Source organism: Duganella sp. BJB1802 (genome assembly GCF_013369445.1).
Classification (GTDB): Bacteria; Pseudomonadota; Gammaproteobacteria; order Burkholderiales; family Burkholderiaceae_D; genus Rugamonas; species Rugamonas vulcania_A.
Window position 1 is genome coordinate 60,133 of sequence record NZ_JABWEF010000028.1, and the last position, 15,418, is coordinate 75,550.

General features: G+C 67.1%; 13 protein-coding genes. 7 read left to right on the top strand and 6 right to left on the bottom strand.

Going from position 1 to position 15,418, the window contains the following annotated elements; genetic code table 11:
* Nucleotides 1-2: 2 nt before the first annotated feature.
* Nucleotides 3-470: an Lrp/AsnC family transcriptional regulator gene (locus HUX88_RS30005; protein ID WP_117010188.1), complete on the bottom strand. Its 468-nt coding sequence runs from the start codon at nucleotides 468-470 to the stop codon at nucleotides 3-5.
* A gap of 117 nt (nucleotides 471-587) precedes the next feature.
* Between HUX88_RS30005 and HUX88_RS30010 the strand changes: the two genes are divergently transcribed.
* A complete protein-coding gene (locus HUX88_RS30010) occupies nucleotides 588-4,118 on the top strand; it encodes an indolepyruvate ferredoxin oxidoreductase family protein (protein ID WP_176364119.1) in 3,531 nt (1,176 codons plus the stop codon).
* On the opposite strand, the gene torT is transcribed toward HUX88_RS30010, so the two are convergent.
* On the bottom strand, nucleotides 4,119-5,267 hold the full coding sequence (torT, locus tag HUX88_RS30015) for a TMAO reductase system periplasmic protein TorT (RefSeq protein WP_176364120.1): 1,149 nt from the start codon (nucleotides 5,265-5,267) through the stop codon (nucleotides 4,119-4,121).
* Between the two features lie 170 nt (nucleotides 5,268-5,437).
* Here torT and HUX88_RS30020 point away from each other — a divergent pair, with 170 nt between their 5' ends.
* Genes HUX88_RS30020 through HUX88_RS30035 form a run of 4 tightly spaced genes read left to right on the top strand, consistent with a single transcriptional unit; the run spans nucleotide 5,438 to nucleotide 9,989 of the window.
* Nucleotides 5,438-7,234, top strand: a complete 1,797-nt coding sequence (locus HUX88_RS30020) for a CIA30 family protein (RefSeq protein WP_176364121.1) — start codon at nucleotides 5,438-5,440, stop codon at nucleotides 7,232-7,234.
* A 37-nt stretch (nucleotides 7,235-7,271) separates the two neighbouring features.
* Complete coding sequence (locus tag HUX88_RS30025) at nucleotides 7,272-8,366, top strand: sensor histidine kinase (RefSeq protein WP_373886859.1); 1,095 nt, start codon at nucleotides 7,272-7,274, stop codon at nucleotides 8,364-8,366.
* Entirely contained in the window at nucleotides 8,363-8,974 is a 612-nt protein-coding gene (locus HUX88_RS30030) for a response regulator (RefSeq protein ID WP_217916499.1), read from the top strand. The genes HUX88_RS30025 and HUX88_RS30030 overlap by 4 nt, the downstream gene beginning before the upstream one ends.
* Before the next feature lie 37 nt (nucleotides 8,975-9,011).
* A complete protein-coding gene (locus HUX88_RS30035) occupies nucleotides 9,012-9,989 on the top strand; it encodes a ribonuclease I (RefSeq protein ID WP_176364122.1) in 978 nt (325 codons plus the stop codon).
* Between the two features lie 17 nt (nucleotides 9,990-10,006).
* Here the strand turns inward: HUX88_RS30035 and HUX88_RS30040 are convergent, their stop codons facing one another.
* Nucleotides 10,007-10,297 (bottom strand): type V toxin-antitoxin system endoribonuclease antitoxin GhoS, encoded by a 291-nt coding sequence (locus tag HUX88_RS30040; RefSeq protein WP_117010193.1) that lies wholly within the window; start codon nucleotides 10,295-10,297, stop codon nucleotides 10,007-10,009.
* 277 nt (nucleotides 10,298-10,574) lie between these two features.
* Here HUX88_RS30040 and HUX88_RS30045 point away from each other — a divergent pair, with 277 nt between their 5' ends.
* Nucleotides 10,575-11,405, top strand: a complete 831-nt coding sequence (locus HUX88_RS30045) for a hypothetical protein (protein ID WP_117010194.1) — start codon at nucleotides 10,575-10,577, stop codon at nucleotides 11,403-11,405.
* A 70-nt stretch (nucleotides 11,406-11,475) separates the two neighbouring features.
* A complete protein-coding gene (locus HUX88_RS30050) occupies nucleotides 11,476-13,641 on the top strand; it encodes an acylase (RefSeq protein WP_229219616.1) in 2,166 nt (721 codons plus the stop codon).
* Here the strand turns inward: HUX88_RS30050 and HUX88_RS30055 are convergent.
* The 3 genes from HUX88_RS30055 to HUX88_RS30065 all read right to left on the bottom strand — a co-directional run.
* Nucleotides 13,626-14,030, bottom strand: a complete 405-nt coding sequence (locus HUX88_RS30055; RefSeq protein WP_117010196.1) for an HNH endonuclease — start codon at nucleotides 14,028-14,030, stop codon at nucleotides 13,626-13,628. The genes HUX88_RS30050 and HUX88_RS30055 overlap by 16 nt on opposite strands.
* Nucleotides 14,031-14,070: 40 nt before the next feature.
* Nucleotides 14,071-15,249, bottom strand: a complete 1,179-nt coding sequence (locus HUX88_RS30060) for a PLP-dependent aspartate aminotransferase family protein (RefSeq protein ID WP_176364124.1) — start codon at nucleotides 15,247-15,249, stop codon at nucleotides 14,071-14,073.
* Nucleotides 15,246-15,418, bottom strand: a 173-nt coding sequence (locus HUX88_RS30065) for a CBS domain-containing protein (RefSeq protein WP_176364125.1), incomplete at its 5' end; no start/stop codon positions are given. The genes HUX88_RS30065 and HUX88_RS30060, both read right to left, overlap by 4 nt.

The following is a 15,418-nucleotide window of genomic DNA, read 5'->3' on the forward strand; positions in this document are numbered from 1 at the left end:
GCCTACAAGGGCAGCGCCGTCTCGTACTTCACTTCGCGCAGCGCCACGCTGGTGTTGACCTGCGCCACGCCGTTCAGCTTGACCAGCACATTGTGCAGAAAGTCGTGGTAGGCATCCATGTCGGCCAGGACCACCTTGACCATGTAGTCCGAGCTGCCGGTGGTCTCGTAGCATTCCACCACCTCCGGGCGCAGGCGCATGCTCGCCTCGAACTGTTCGACCACGCCTTCCTCGTGCCGCGCCAGCGAGATGTGCAGCAGGCACACCACCGACAGCCCCAGTTTGCGCCGGTCCACCAGCGCGGTGTAGCGCACGATGTAGCCGTTGTCCTCCAATTCCTTCTGCCGGCGCCAGCACGGACTGGCCGACATGCCGATCTTCTCCGCCAGCTCGTTCGACGAAATCCTGCCGTTTTTCTGCAGTTCCGCGAGGATTTTCACCGAGGCGGGGTCGATAGAAGTATTTTTCATGTTTTAGGTCAAATTTCGAAATATTCTCGCCATTCTAGCCCCGCACGCGGCAAAGATAGAAATAATTTTTCCATGGTGGCGGCATATCCTGTCTCATCAAAAAAACATAACGAGACCATGAATACCCTGACCATCCCCGTGCCATTCCTGGCCGATCCGCACTACGCGCTGGACGACAACCTGACCCGCGCCGAAGGCCGCGTGTTCCTGACCGGCACCCAGGCGCTGGTGCGCCTGCTGTGCATGCAAAAGCTCAGCGACGAAGCGCGTCAACTCAACACCGCCGGTTTCGTCAGCGGCTACCGCGGCTCGCCGCTGGGCGCCGTGGACCAGGAACTGTGGCGCGCCAAGGACCTGCTGCAAGGCCACCACATCGAATTCCTCCCGGCGATCAACGAGGAGCTGGGCGCGACCGCCGTCATGGGCTCGCAGCAGGTGGAGGCCGACCCGACCCGCAAGGTCGACGGCGTGTTCGCCATGTGGTACGGCAAAGGGCCGGGCGTGGACCGCGCCGGCGACGCGCTCAAGCACGGCCACGTCTACGGCTCGTCGCCGCATGGCGGCGTGCTGGTGATCCTGGGCGACGATCATGGCTGCGTGTCGTCGTCGATGCCGCACCAGAGCGAACAGGCGCTGATCGCCTGGGGCATGCCGGTGATTAATCCGGCCAACATCCAGGAGTACATGGAGTTCGGCCTGTACGGCTGGGCCATGTCGCGCTACTCGGGCGCGTGGAGCGGCTTCAAGGCCATCTCGGAGACGGTGGAGGGCGGCGCGGTGGTCGAGCTGCCGCCGCTGCCGCGCTACGTCGATCCGGCCGATTACACGGCGCCGCCGGACGGCCTGCACAACCGCTGGCCGGACCTGCCGGGCCTCGCGCTGGAGCAGCGCGCCGCCGCCAAGCTGGAGGCGGTGCAGGCCTTCGCCCGCGCCAATTCCATCGACAAGCTGGTGGTGCCGGCGCCGCGCGCCGCCATCGGCATCATCAGCGCCGGCAAGGCCTACCTTGATTTGCTGGAGGCGCTCGAGCGCATGGAACTGCCGCTCGAACGGCTGGAGCAGCTGGGCGTGCGCCTGTACAAGCCGGGCCTGACGTATCCGCTGGAGCGCACCCGCCTGTCGGCGTTCGCCGAGGGACTGGCCGAGATCCTGGTGGTGGAAGAGAAGGGCGCGGTCATCGAGCAGCAGGTCAAGAACCTGTTCTACAACCTGCCGCACGAGCAGCGTCCCATCGTCATCGGCAAGACCGACCGGCATGGCGATGCGCTGCTGTCGGCGCTGGGCGAGCTGCGGCCGTCGCGCATCGCGCCGGCGCTGGTGCGCTGGCTGGCGCCGCATTTCCCTCAGCTGGACCTGGCGCGCATGCTGCCGGACTTCTGCGCCGCCGAGCTGCTGTCGAACGGCGCCGATGGCGTCAAGCGCACGCCGTATTTCTGCTCCGGCTGTCCGCACAACACCTCGACCCGCGTGCCGGAAGGCAGCCGCGCGCTGGCCGGTATCGGCTGCCATTTCATGGCGACGTGGATGAAGCGCGACACGAATTACCTGTCGCAGATGGGCGGCGAGGGCGTGAGCTGGGTCGGCTCCTCGCGCTTCGTCGGCGAGCCGCATGTGTTCCAGAATCTGGGCGACGGCACCTTCTACCATTCGGGATCGCTGGCGATACGGCAGGCCATCGCCGCGCGCACCAACATCACCTACAAGATCCTGTACAACGACGCGGTGGCCATGACCGGCGGCCAGCCGGTGGACGGCAGCCTGTCGGTGCCGCAGATCGTGCAGCAGGTGTGCAGCGAGGGCGCGAAGAAGGTCGTGGTGGTGACCGACGCGCCGGAAAACTATCAGGGCGTGACGCTGCCCGAGGGCGTGACCGTGCACCACCGCGGCGAGCTCGATGCCATGCAGCGCATGCTGCGCGAGATCGCCGGTGTGACGGTGCTGGTGTACGACCAGACCTGCGCCGCCGAGAAGCGCCGCCGCCGCAAGAAGAACAAGCCGGGCAAGGTGGTCTTCCCCGATCCGGCGCGGCGCATGGTGGTCAATCCGGCCGTGTGCGAAGGCTGCGGCGATTGCGGCGTGCAGTCGAACTGCCTGTCCATCCTGCCGCTGGAGACGGAGCTGGGACGCAAGCGCCAGATCGAGCAATCGTCCTGCAACAAGGACTACTCGTGCGTCGAGGGCTTCTGCCCGAGCTTCGTCTCGGTGCTGGGCGGCGCGCTGCGCAAGCCGGAAAGCGTGAAGCTGTCGCTGGCCGATCTGGAGCGGGCGCTGGCCGCTTATCCGCAGCCGCCGCGCCACGCGCTGGCCAAGCCGTTCGAAATCCTGGTGGCCGGCGTCGGCGGCACAGGCATCGTCACCGTCGGCGCGCTGATCTCGATGGCCGCCCACCTGGAAGGCAAGGGCGCCTCCACGCTGGACTTCATGGGCTTCGCGCAGAAGGGCGGCGCGGTGCTGTCGCATGTGCGCGTTGCCTCGTCGCCATCGCGCCTGAACCAGGTCCGCATCGACCTGCGCCAGGCCGACGCGGTGTTCGCCTGCGACCTGGTGGTGGCCGCGATGCCGGACAGCCTGTCCGTCATGCGCCACGGGCACACCAGGGTGGTGGCCAACGAGCGCGAAATTCCCACCGCCGAATTCACCCGCGAGCGCGATGCCTCCATCAACAAGGACGGCCTGTTGGAGAAGCTGGCCGCGTCGGCCGGCGCGGAGAACCTGTCGCAGCTCGACGCGCAGGAGACGGCGGCGCGCTTCCTCGGCGATCCTATCGGCGGCAATATCCTGTTGATGGGCTACGCGTGGCAACTGGGGCTGGTGCCGGTCGGGCTGGAGGCGCTGATGCGGGCGATCGAATTGAACGCCGTCGCCATCGACATGAACAAGCGCGCCTTCATGCTGGGCCGCCTGGCCGCCGCCGACCGCGCCGCGCTGGATCGTTTAGTGCAACCGTCGCAGCAGGTGATCCAGTTCGCCGCGCCGAAGTCGCTGGCCGAAACCGTGGCCTTCCGCGTCGACTGGCTGACCAAATACCAGAACGCCGCCTACGCGCGCCAGTACTTCGATGCGGTGACCGCCGTCGAGCTGCGCGAGATCGCGCTGGAAGGCAGCGGCTCGCGCAAGCAGCTGAGCAAGGCCGTGGCGCACAATCTGTTCAAGGTCATGGCCTACAAGGACGAGTACGAAGTGGCGCGGCTGCATGCCGATCCCGCCTTCCGCGCGCAGATCGCCGCGCAGTTCGACGGCGACTACAAGCTGGCCTTCCATCTGGCGCCGCCGCTGCTGGCGCACCGCAAGCCCGGTTCCGACGTGCCGGCCAAGATGACGTTCGGCGGCTGGATGATGCCGGCCTTCGGCGCGCTGGCCCGGCTCAAGTCCCTGCGCGGCACGCCGTTCGACGTCTTCGGCTACACGCGGGAGCGCAAGCGCGAACGCGCGCTGCGCGACCGCTACCTGGCCTTCGCCGAAGAACTGGCGTCCGGCCTGCGGGTCGACAACAAGGAGGCGGCGTTGAAGCTGGCGCAGTTGCCGGACCAGGTGCGCGGCTACGGCCACGTGAAGCTGGCGGCGCTGGACAAGGCCGATGCGCAGTGGACCGAACTGGCCGCGCGCTTCCGCGCCGCCAGGGTGGTGGAACTGAAGCGCCAGGCCTGATCAGTTCCTGGCCGGGTCGTAGGACAGCTCGGCCTTGTAGCCGTCCGGCGCGATCGAAGTATCGAAAGGATAGCTGCCGTAGTTCTGCTGGTCGACCAGTCCCAGGTTGACCAGGATGGTGTGCGGCAGGTCCTTGCCACGACCCTCCAGCAGGTTGACGGCGGCATTGATGGCCACCCGCGCCTGGCTCACGCCCTTGGTGTCGGCAGCGGCGTAGATGTCGCCGCCGCGGATCAGGCGGGCGATTTCGTCGGTGAGGTCGTAGGCCACCACGCGCAGCTTGCCCTTCAAGCCGGCGGCCTTGATCGGCTGGACCGCGGCCGGCGCGCAGCCGGTGCAGCCAAGCAGGTAATCGAGCTTGGCGCCGTGCTTGGCCAGCAGCTGCGCCGCCAGTTGCGACTGGATCTGGCGGTCGCTGTCGCCGTAGCGGATGTCGATGATGTTGACCGGGATCGCCGCTTCCTGCGCGGCGATGCGCGTCCCGTCGACTTCACCCTTGACCCAGCCCGCGCCCATGGGGCCGGGCAGCAGCGCGATGTTGACCGACTTCAGGCCGCGCTGCTGGGCGTCGCGCACCATCCAGCGCGTCGCCTCCACGCCCATGTTTCGTAGCGAGGTCGTGACCTTGATGGTCAGGTCGTCGCTGCGGCTGTCGTTGGCCAGCTCGAACACCGGGATGCCGGCGGCACGCGCTTTGGCGATCGAGTTGTTATTGGCCGTCATGCCGATCGGCGAGATGACGATGGCGTCGTACTTGGCGGTGATGGCGGCGTCCATCTGGCGCAGCTGGCCTTTCAGGTCGTCGTAGCCGGTGGCCGGCAGGATGTCGACCGCGACCCCGAGCCGGCGCGCCTCGCTGATGACGCCATAGCTGCAGCCGACCCAGTACGGATCCTTCAAATGCGGGAACAGGAAGGCGATGCGCCAATGCTTGCTGGCCTTGGGCGCCATCGCATAGCTGCCGGGGACCACGCGGCCGCTGGCCAGCGCGTCGTCGGCCGAGCCGTTGGCCTGCAGCGGGCGGAAGATCGATACCACCGGCACCGGCGCGAATTTGGCGATGGGCGCCGCCGGGGCGGCGATGGCCGGCAGGATGCTCGCGCCCAGCGCACTAAGGCTGGCCAGTACTCGTAAACGGCGTTTGAACATACGATGTTTTTCTTCCGGTTCGGCGGATGGAGCGTGTTTAGTACAATTCTAACCGCATCGGCTGGCGCGAGGGGCGTGCTGACAATTGTCATGTCAAAGTTGTGGCATTTGCGTCTGGTTTGCCCCCGCAGCTCGCGGCACACTGTCGTCATTCCAACCTGGAGACTACGATGAAACCTGTAATTTCGACTGTGCTGTTCGCTTGTGGCCTCGGCCTGACCCTCCCGGCGCTGGCCGACACCTGGCTGGTACGCGACGCCCGCGTGTTCGACGGCGAACAAATGCACGCCAAACGCTCGGTGCTGATCAAGGACGACAAGATCGTCGACGCTGACTTTCACGGCGCGGTGCCGGCCGGCGCCCACCTCGGCGCCGGCGCCGGCCGCACGCTGCTGCCAGGGCTGATCGACGCCCACGTCCACGCCTACCAACACCTGGAGCTGCCGCTGATGTTCGGCGTGACCACGCAGATCGACATGTTCACCGCTGTGGAAACGATGCAGGCGATGAGCGAGAAAATGCGCGCCAACGCCAATCACGGCCAGGCCGACCTGTATTCGGCCGGCACGCTGGCCACCGCGCCGGAGGGCCACGGCACCGAATACGGCGTGCCGATCCCCACGCTGACGCGTCCCGAGGACGCCCAGGCCTTCGTCGACGCCCGCATCGCCGAGGGCTCGTACTTCATCAAGATCGTGATGGAGAGCGGTTGGCCCGGCCATCCGATGAAAACGCTGGACCTGCCGACGGTGAAAGCCGTCATCGCGGCCGCCCATGCGCGCGGCAAGCTGGCGGTGGTCCACATCAGCAAGCTGGCCGACGCCCGCGCCGCGCTGGAGGCGGGCGCCGACGGCCTGGCCCACCTGTTCAACGCCCGCGCCATGAGCGGCGAGGAAGTGGCAGCCTTCGTCCAGTTGGCGCAGCGGAAGCACGCCTTCATCATCCCGACCCTGAGCGTGCTGGAAAGCGTCGCCGGCCTGCGCGAGGAGGACGTGATGGGTGACGCCGGCCTGGCGGCCCTGCTCACCAAGGAGCAGATGGCGCCGTTGAAGTCCCCGTACAGCCCCCAGGCCAATGCTGCATTGATGGCGGCGCCGCGGCAGCTGGTGGCGGCGCTGGGCAAGGCCGGCGTGCCGGTACTGGCCGGCACCGACGCCGGGAACGCCGGCACCCAGCACGGTGTGAGCCTGCTGCACGAGATGCGCTCGCTGGTGGAGGCCGGGCTGACGCCTCGGCAGGCGCTGGCCGCCGCCACGTCGGCGCCGGCGCGCGCCTTCAGGCTGGCCGATCGCGGCCGCATCGCCAAGGGCTACAAGGCCGACCTGCTGCTGGTGCAGGGCGACGCCGGCAGCGATATCGGCGCGCTGCACCACATCGTCGAAGTGTGGAAGGACGGCGACGCCGCCAGCCCGCTGCGCAAGGCCCAGCAGGACAAGGTGGCGCAGGAACTGGCGCCGCGCACGCAGCCGGCGATGGCGCTGCCGGACGGCGGCCGTATCAGCCAGTTCACGGCCGACAAGCTGGCCAGCCCGATCGGCATGGGCTGGGTGCCATCCACCGACCAATTCGCCGGCGGCAAATCCACCGTCGAACTGAAGGTGCGGGAGGCCGGCACGGTCGCGGTGAACGCGAAGGTGGTGCCCGGCTTTGCCTATCCCTGGGCCGGACTGGCCTTCATGCCGGGCGCGCAGATCATGCAGCCGGCCGACCTGCGCGGCGCCAAGGTGCTGCGATTCCGCGTCAAGGGCGACGGCCGGCGCTACAATGTCGCCGTCCTGTCGAGCGGGTTGACCATCCCGGTCAACCAGGGCTTCGAGACCTCGGACGAATGGAAAGAGGTGGCGCTGCCGTTCGACCGCTTCAACGGCATCGACTTCGGCGCCGTGACCATGATAGCGTTCAACGCCGGCCCGGCGGTGGGCGACTACCAGTTCCAGATCGCCGACGTGCGGCTGGTGAACGAATAACAGAACGGGGAAGAGCTTGGGCATTGGACAGAATGTAGTGAACGCGCTGCGCGCACCGTGGGTGCCGCCGGCCGTGGGCAAGGGACCGTACCTGTGGGCGTGGTCGTTCCTGTTCATCCTGTGGAAGTACGTCTACGTCGCCCCCAGTCCGGCCGAGGTGGTGTGGCTGGTGTTGACGGTGCTGGTGTTCTTCCCCGTGTATTTCCTCAGCTTCTGGCGCTGCAACCTGCAGGTGGTGCCGCTGCTGCTGTTTGTCGTGCTGCTGGGCGTGCTGTGGGCGCCGTATAATTCCGGCGCCAGCACCTTCTTCATCTTCGGCTGCGCCATGTGCTCGCGCTTCGAACGGCGCGGCTATTCCTACCTGGGGATCGCGCTGGTGCTGCTGTGCGCCTGCGTGATGACCCCTTATGTCACGTTGAAGATCAACTTCCTTGCGCCGGCGCTGATCGTCGGCGGTCCGGTCGGATTCGCCAGCGTCATCGAGGAAAACATGCGGCGCTCGCGCGACCAGCTGCTGCGCAAGCAGGAGGAGGTGGCGCACCTGGCGCGCATCGCCGAGCGCGAACGCATCTCGCGCGACCTGCACGACCTGCTGGGCCATACGCTGTCGATGATCACGCTGAAGGCCGAGCTGGCGGGCAAGCTGCTGGAGCGCGACCCGGCGGCCTGCCGCGATGAGATCCGCGATATCGAACAGACCGCGCGCAACGCCCTGAACGAGGTGCGTTCGGCGGTGACGGGCATCCGCCAGACCGGCTTCGCGCACGAGCTGGCGACGGCGCGCGCCAGCCTGGCGGCGGCCAGGGTCGGCTTCACCGAGCAGGTGCAGCCGTGCGTGCTGCCGGCCGCGCTGGAGAACGTGCTGTCGCTGGCGCTGCGCGAGGCGGTGACGAATATCCTGCGCCACGCCGGCGCCTCGCACTGCGAGGTGAGCATGACGCTGGAGTCGGGCATGGTGCTGCTGCGGGTGCGCGACAACGGCCAAGCGCTGGAGCGGGGCGGCGCCATCGTGCACGGCTCGGGCCTGAGCGGCATGAAGGAGCGCGTGACGGCGCTGGGCGGGCGCCTGGCGCTGCGGGTCGACAGCGGGCTGGCGCTGGAACTGAGTTTGCCGATGGGAGGGACAGCATGACGATGATATCCGTGGTGATCGCCGAAGACCAGGCGCTGGTGCTCGGCGCGCTGGCCGCGCTGCTCAAGCTGGAGGGCGATCTCGATGTGGTGGGCCGCGCCGCCAACGGCCAGCAGGCGCTGGCGCTGTGCCAGTCGCTGCGGCCGGACATCCTGCTGACCGATATCGAGATGCCGCTGATGACCGGGCTGGAACTGGCCGCCGCGCTGGCCGCGCAAAGCCTGCCGACGCGGGTGATGATCGTGACCACCTTCGCCCGCAGCGGCTATCTGCGGCGCGCGCTGGGCGCCGGCGTGCGCGGCTACCTGCTCAAGGACGCGCCGGCCGAGACGCTGGCGGCGGCCATCCGCACCGTGCACGCGGGCGGGCGCGCCATCGCGCCGGAGCTGGCGCTGGAGAGCTGGAGCGGCAAGGAGGATCCGCTCAACGAGCGTGAGCGGCAGGTGCTGCGGCTGGCCGGCGAGGGCCGCAGCAGCGGCGACATCGCGCGCCAGATCCACCTGTCCGAGGGCACGGTGCGCAACTACCTGTCGGAGGCGATCAGCAAGCTCGATGCCGGCAACCGCGTCGAGGCCTTCCGCCTGGCCCGCGATGCAGGCTGGCTGTAATAGAATAGCGCGACTTTTCCCCATCTTAGGAGTTTCCATGCATCGTCAACTCGCAGCGCTGCTGCTGGCCGTGGCCGCGCTCGACGCCGCCGCCAGCGAATCGGCCAGCGGCACATTCACCGCGACCCAGTCCTGCGAGGCGTTCGCCTCCTTCGCCAAGCGCACCAATCCGGGCGAGGCCAAGGTCGCCGCCGGCACCGCCTACACGGTGCGCGAGATTAACAAGGTCGAATACGACTGGCTGCGGGTGGAGGTGCCAGGCGCCGAGCCGTCGCTGCGCTGGGTGCAGCGCAGCTGCGGCACGCCGGCGCTGGCCGAGCAGGCGGTCAAGGCGCCGTCCGGCGGCAACGGCGGCGAGTCGTGCAGCATCGCCAACAAGCAGGACAGCTATGTGCTGGCGATCACCTGGCAGCCCGGGTTCTGCGAGCACGTGCCCTACAACGGCAAGAAGCCGGAATGCGACGCCATGAACAGCGGCGCGCTGGAAGCCAAGACCCTGAGCCTGCACGGCCTGTGGCCGAACAAGAAGGAGTGCGGCACCCGCTACGGCGGTTGCGAGGGCCCGGCTTTCGCGCTGACCAAGGAAACCATCGACAAGGTGGCGCCGTGGATGCCCAACTTCTACTTCGAGCGCACGTTCGGCGCGTACGAGTGGAACAAGCACGGCAAATGCCAGGCGCTGCCGCCGGACGAGTATTTCGTCAAGGCCGTGTCGGCGGTCAAGGTGGTGAACGATTCGGAGGTCGGCAAGATCGTGCTGGGCAGCGCCGGCAAGAGCTTCCGCGTCGGCGAGTTCTTCGACCGCGTCAAGGCGCGCTATGGCGAGCGGGTGGCGGCCAGCATCACGCTGGTGTGCACCCAGCGCAAATACCTGCAGGAGATCCGGGTGGCGCTGCCGCTCGATTTCAGCACCGGCGGCGAGCTGCCGCAACTGGTCGGCAACGCCGCCCCGGCGGCACCGCGCGAGATCGGCTGCGACGACCAGGTGCTGGTCGAGGCGGCCGGCAGGAACTAGACAGGCTAGGCCGGCGCTCAGGCGGCCGGCAATTCCCGCAGTCCGCTCCAGGACAGCGAGGCCGCTTCCGTCACCAGCACCGAGACCCCGGTATGGATGGTTTCCGCCAGGCGGTGGACGGCGTCGCGCACCTCGTTGATGGTTTCGTTGCCGTGGTAGATGAACGTGCCGGGCGGCAGGTGATAGGCGCGGCCATCGTCGGCCTTGACGCCGGCGGCGATGTTGTATTTCGACAGTTCGTGGCTCAGGCGCACGATGCTGTCGGCGGCGGCATCGGTGAAGGAGACGTGAATTATGTAGTTGATCATGGTCGGGCCTTGGTTGATGAAGTTGCATCATGCAGCAAGGCCCAGGCAAATGCAATCCAAAGAAAAGCCCCGAGCAGGAGGGAAACCTGTCGGGGCTTAGTGTCAATGGCCGGAGAAAGCTTGTTGACTGGAAGGCATCATAATGGAAGACGCTTAAGATTGCCTTAATTGCCATTCCGGGCGGGGGCTTTGGCGGCGCGCGCGGATGGTGTAGCATGCGGGACGGCGATTTGGCCGGGCGCACAGGCGCCGGCCCGCCGGTATTTCGAGGACAACTATGCAAATCAAAATTAACGACGTGTTGCGCGGCTATATCGAGCCGCTGACCGAGGCCGAATACGCGGCCCTGGAGCGCAGCATCCTGGTGGAAGGCTGCCGCGACGCGCTGGTGCTGTGGGAAGACGTGCTGGTGGACGGCCACAACCGCTACCAGATCTGCCAGCAGCATGGCGTGCCGTTCAAGGTCACGGAAAACACCAGCTTCCGCAACCTGGACGACGTCAAGCTGTGGATGATCGATAACAACCTGGGCCGCCGCAGCATTTCCGACTTCCAGCGCGGCGTGCTGGCGTTGCGCAAGAAGGAAATCGTCGCGGCCCGCGTGGCCGAGCTGGCCGCGCAGGCGGCCGCCGAGGATGCGGCCATCGCGCCGCCCGAGGGCGAGGCGCCCAAGGCCAAGCCGGCCGCCATGCCGCTGACCTCGCGCGAGGACATCGCCCGCGCCGCGCGCCTGAGCAGCGCCACCATCAGCCAGATCGAAAAGATCCAGAAGACGGCCACGCCGGAGCTGGTGGAGGCGGTCCGTTCGGGCACGATCTCGATCAACGCGGCCGCCACGGTGGCCTCGCTGCCGGAGGCGGACCAGGTGGCTGCCGTGGCCGGCGGCAAGAAGGAGTTGCAGAAGGCCGCCAAGGAGGTGCGCGAACTGCGCGCCGCCTCGCGTCCGGCCAAGGAACCGAAGGAGGGCGGCGGCGACTACGGCCGGCCGCTGACGGAGGTCGAGGAACTGCGCGCCGAGAACGCCTCGCTCAAGGAAAAGAACGCGGCGCTGCGGGCGGAAATCACCGCGCTGCAGCTGCGCATCTCGGAGCTGGTCGACGCCAGCTGAGTTGTAGTCCCCACCACCGCCCGGAGTCCTGTCGATGCGTTCTTGCTTAGCCCTGATGTGTTGTGTTGCGATGAGTACGGCGGTGGCGGCGCCGCCGGTGGCCAAGCCCGAGGCCGTGCGCCTGAAGGCAGAGGCCCAGCGCGTGACCATCCTGCGCGACAAGTGGGGCATCCCCCATGTCTACGGCAAGACCGACGCCGACGCCGTGTTCGGCCTGATGTACGCGCAGGCCGAGGACGACTTCAAGCGGGTCGAGCTCAACTACATCAACGCCATGGGCCGGTTGGCCGAGGTCGAAGGCGAGGCCGAGCTGTATCGCGACCTGCGCATGAAGCTGTTCATCAATCCGGCCGAGCTGCAGGCGCAGTACAAGCAAAGCCCGGCGTGGCTGAAGCAGTTGATGGTGGCCTTCGCCGACGGCTTGAACTACTACCTCGCCACCCACCCGGATGTGAAGCCGGCGTTGATCACGCACTTCGAGCCGTGGATGGCGCTCAGCTTCAGCGAAGGCAGCATCGGCGGCGACATCGAATCGGTGGACATCAAGCAGTTGCAGGAGCAGTACGCCAACGGCGCCAAATTGCCGCTGGCGCCGCCGGTGCTGCTGTCGGCGCGCGGCGACGGCGTCGACCTGGACAAGGAGCCGGGCGGCTCCAACGGCTTCGCCATCGCGCCCGCGCTGAGCAAGGACGGCCACGCGCTGCTGCTGATTAATCCGCACACCTCGTTCTACTTCCGGCCCGAGGTGCAGATGCACAGCGAGCAGGGCCTGAACGCATATGGCGCCGTGACCTGGGGCCAGTTCTTCGTCTACCAGGGCTTCAACGACCGGCTGGGCTGGATGCACACGTCCGGCGGCGGCGATGTCATCGACGAATACCTGGAGACGATCAACGAGAAGGACGGCCGGTTTTACTACCAGTACGGCCAGGAACAGCGGCCGTTGAAGGCGGTCGACATCGCGCTGCCGTACAAGACGGCGGACGGCATGGCCAGCAAGACGGTCAGGGTGTACTACAGCCACCACGGCCCGATCGTGCGCGCGAAGGATGGCAAGTGGATCGCCGTGCGGCTGATGAACGAGCCCTTGAAGGCGCTGACGCAATCCTACATCCGCACCAAGGCGCGCAGCTACAAGGAGTTCTACAAGGCCATGGAGCTGCGCACCAATTCGTCCAACAACACCGTGTACGCCGACGCCGACGGCAACATCGCTTACTTCCACGGGAACTTCATCCCCAGGCGCGATCCGAAATTCGACTGGAAGCATCCGGTCGACGGCAGCGACCCCGCCACCGAATGGCAGGGCCTGCACGCGGTGAACGACACCATCACGCTGTTCAACCCGAAGAACGGTTGGATACAGAACACCAACAACTGGCCCTACACGGCGGCCGGCGCATACAGCCCGAAGGCGCGCGACTATCCGGCCTATATGTCGATGAATCCCGAGAACCCGCGCGGCATCCACGCGGTGCGGGTGCTGGAGAACAAAAAGAACTTCACGCTCGACAGCCTGATCGCCAGCGCCTACGACACGCAGCTGCCGGCCTTCGAGCCGCTGCTGCCGCAGCTGTTCGCGGCGTGGGACGAACTGCCCGACGGCGATCCGTTCAAGGCCAGCCTGGCGCCGCAGATCGCCGCGCTGCGCGGCTGGAACATGCGCTACGCGCTGGAGTCGGTGCCGACTTCGCTGGCGGTCTTCTGGGCGCAGGACCTGACGGCGACCTACGGCGCGGCCGCCAAGGCGCGCGAGGTGCAGGTGCTCGACTACCTGCAGGCCGCGATCACGCCGCAGCAGCGCTTGCAGGCCTTGGAGCGCGCGTCGGCCAAATTGGCGGCGGACTTCGGCACTTGGCAGACGCCGTGGGGTGAGATCAACCGCTTCCAGCGCCTGACCGGCGACATCGTCCAGCCCTTCGACGACAGCAAGCCCAGTCTGCCGGTGGCGTTCGCGTCGGCCAACTGGGGTTCGCTGGCGGCCTACGGCATGACATCAAAGAGCCAGACCAAAAAGATCTACGGCGAGCGTGGCAACAGCTTTGTGGCGGCGGTGGAGTTCGGGCCGCGCATCAAGGCGCGCAGCATCCTGGCGGGCGGAGAGAGCGGCGATCCGGCCTCGCCGCATTTCAGCGACCAGGCCGCGATGTACGCGCGCGGCGAATTCAAGGACGTGTTGTTCTACAAGTCGGACGTGGAAAAGCACCTGGAACGCAAATATCACCCCGGCGACTGAGGCTGTTCCTCGGGCGGGATCGCTTCGGGAGCCGGCGTTTGGGCGGGCTCCCTGATCCACGCCAGGTTCTCGACCTTGTTGTTGCGCAGGTTGCCGTCCTTGTGGCGGACGTTCTTCAGGCCCGATGGATTGGGCAGGTGGACTTCGGCCACCAGGTCGTGCACCAGGAATTCGCCTGTGCGCTGGCCGTTGCGCAGCTTGACCATCAAGCCCTCCGGCGTGACCTTGGGCCGCAGCGCCGTCACCTTGGGGCCGCCGGCGGCCAGCACGCGGCCATCCTTCGACACCTTGTAGAAGTCGCTGCCGGGCACCGGCTTGGCGCTGGCCACGCCGATCGAGTAGATGGCGCCAATGGCCAGTACGCCAATGATGATTAAGAGGAATTCCATGAGCTCTCAGGCTGATTACGCAATGCCCGGATACTAGCACCTAAATCGCATCGAGCGAACGGCGAATATCGGCCCTTAAGTCCTCTATATCCTCGATTCCGACCGACAGCCGTATCAAGCCGTCGCCGATGCCCAGCCTGGCGCGTTGCGCCGGCGGGATGGTGGCGTGGGTCATCAGGGCCGGATGCTCGATCAGGCTCTCGACGCCGCCCAGGCTCTCGGCCAGCGCGAACACCGAGCAGCTTTCCAGGAAGCGGCGCGCGCCCGGCAGGTCGGTCTTCAGGTCGATGGAGATGATGCCGCCGAAGCCGTCCATCTGGCGCTTGGCCAGCTCGTGCTGCGGGTGCGATTCCAGGCCGGGGTAGTAGACCTTGCGCACCTCCGGCTGCTGCTCCAGCCAGCGCGCCAGCTCCAGCGCGCTGCGGCAGTGGCGTTCCATGCGGATCGCCAGCGTCTTCACGCCGCGCAGCGCCAGGAAGCTGTCGAACGGCCCGGCGATGGCGCCCACCGAATTCTGCAGGAAGCCGAGCTGCTCGCTCCACGCCTGCTGGTGCGGCTCGCCGCCCACCACGGCGATGCCGCCGATGATGTCCGAGTGGCCGTTCAGGTACTTGGTGGTCGAATGCACCACGATGTCGAAGCCGTGTTCCAGCGGGCGCTGCACCAGCGGGCTGGCGAAGGTGTTGTCGGCCACGGCGATGATGCCGCGCTCGCGGCAGATCGTGGCGATCGCCTTCAGGTCGGCCAGCTTGAGCATCGGGTTGGTCGGCGTTTCGACCCACACCATCTTGGTCTCGGGCTTGATCGCGGCCAGCAGGTTTTCCGGATTGGTCAGGTCGACATAGGTGAAGTCGTGGCCGGCGCTGCGGCGGCGCACGCGCTCGAACAAGCGGTAGGTGCCGCCGTACATGTCGTCGCCGGCGATGATGTGGCTGCCGGCGTCGGCCAGTTCCAGCACCGTCGAGATCGCCGCCAGGCCGGAGGCGAAGGCGTAGCCCTGGGCGCCGCCCTCCAGGTCGGCCACGCAGCGCTCCAGCGCCCAGCGGGTCGGGTTGTGCGAGCGGCCGTAGTCCAGGCCCTTGTGCACGCCTGGGCTGTCCTGCACGAAGGTGGAGGTGGCGTAGATCGGCGGCATGATGGCGCCGGTCGACGGGTCGGGCGATTGGCCGGCGTGGATCACGCGTGTGGCCAGGGCGGCTTTTTTGTGCGGTTGGCTCAAGATAAAGTCCTTCTCAGGTGGTTCAGCAAATCGAAGCGGGTGATCAAGCCGTAGAACGCGTCGGCGTCGGCCACCACGGCGGTCAGGCCACGGTCCAGCGTGCTGCGCAGCGCCTGCACGCTGGCGCTCGGGTGCAGCGTTTCGAGGCGCGACGTCATGGTCGCGCCGC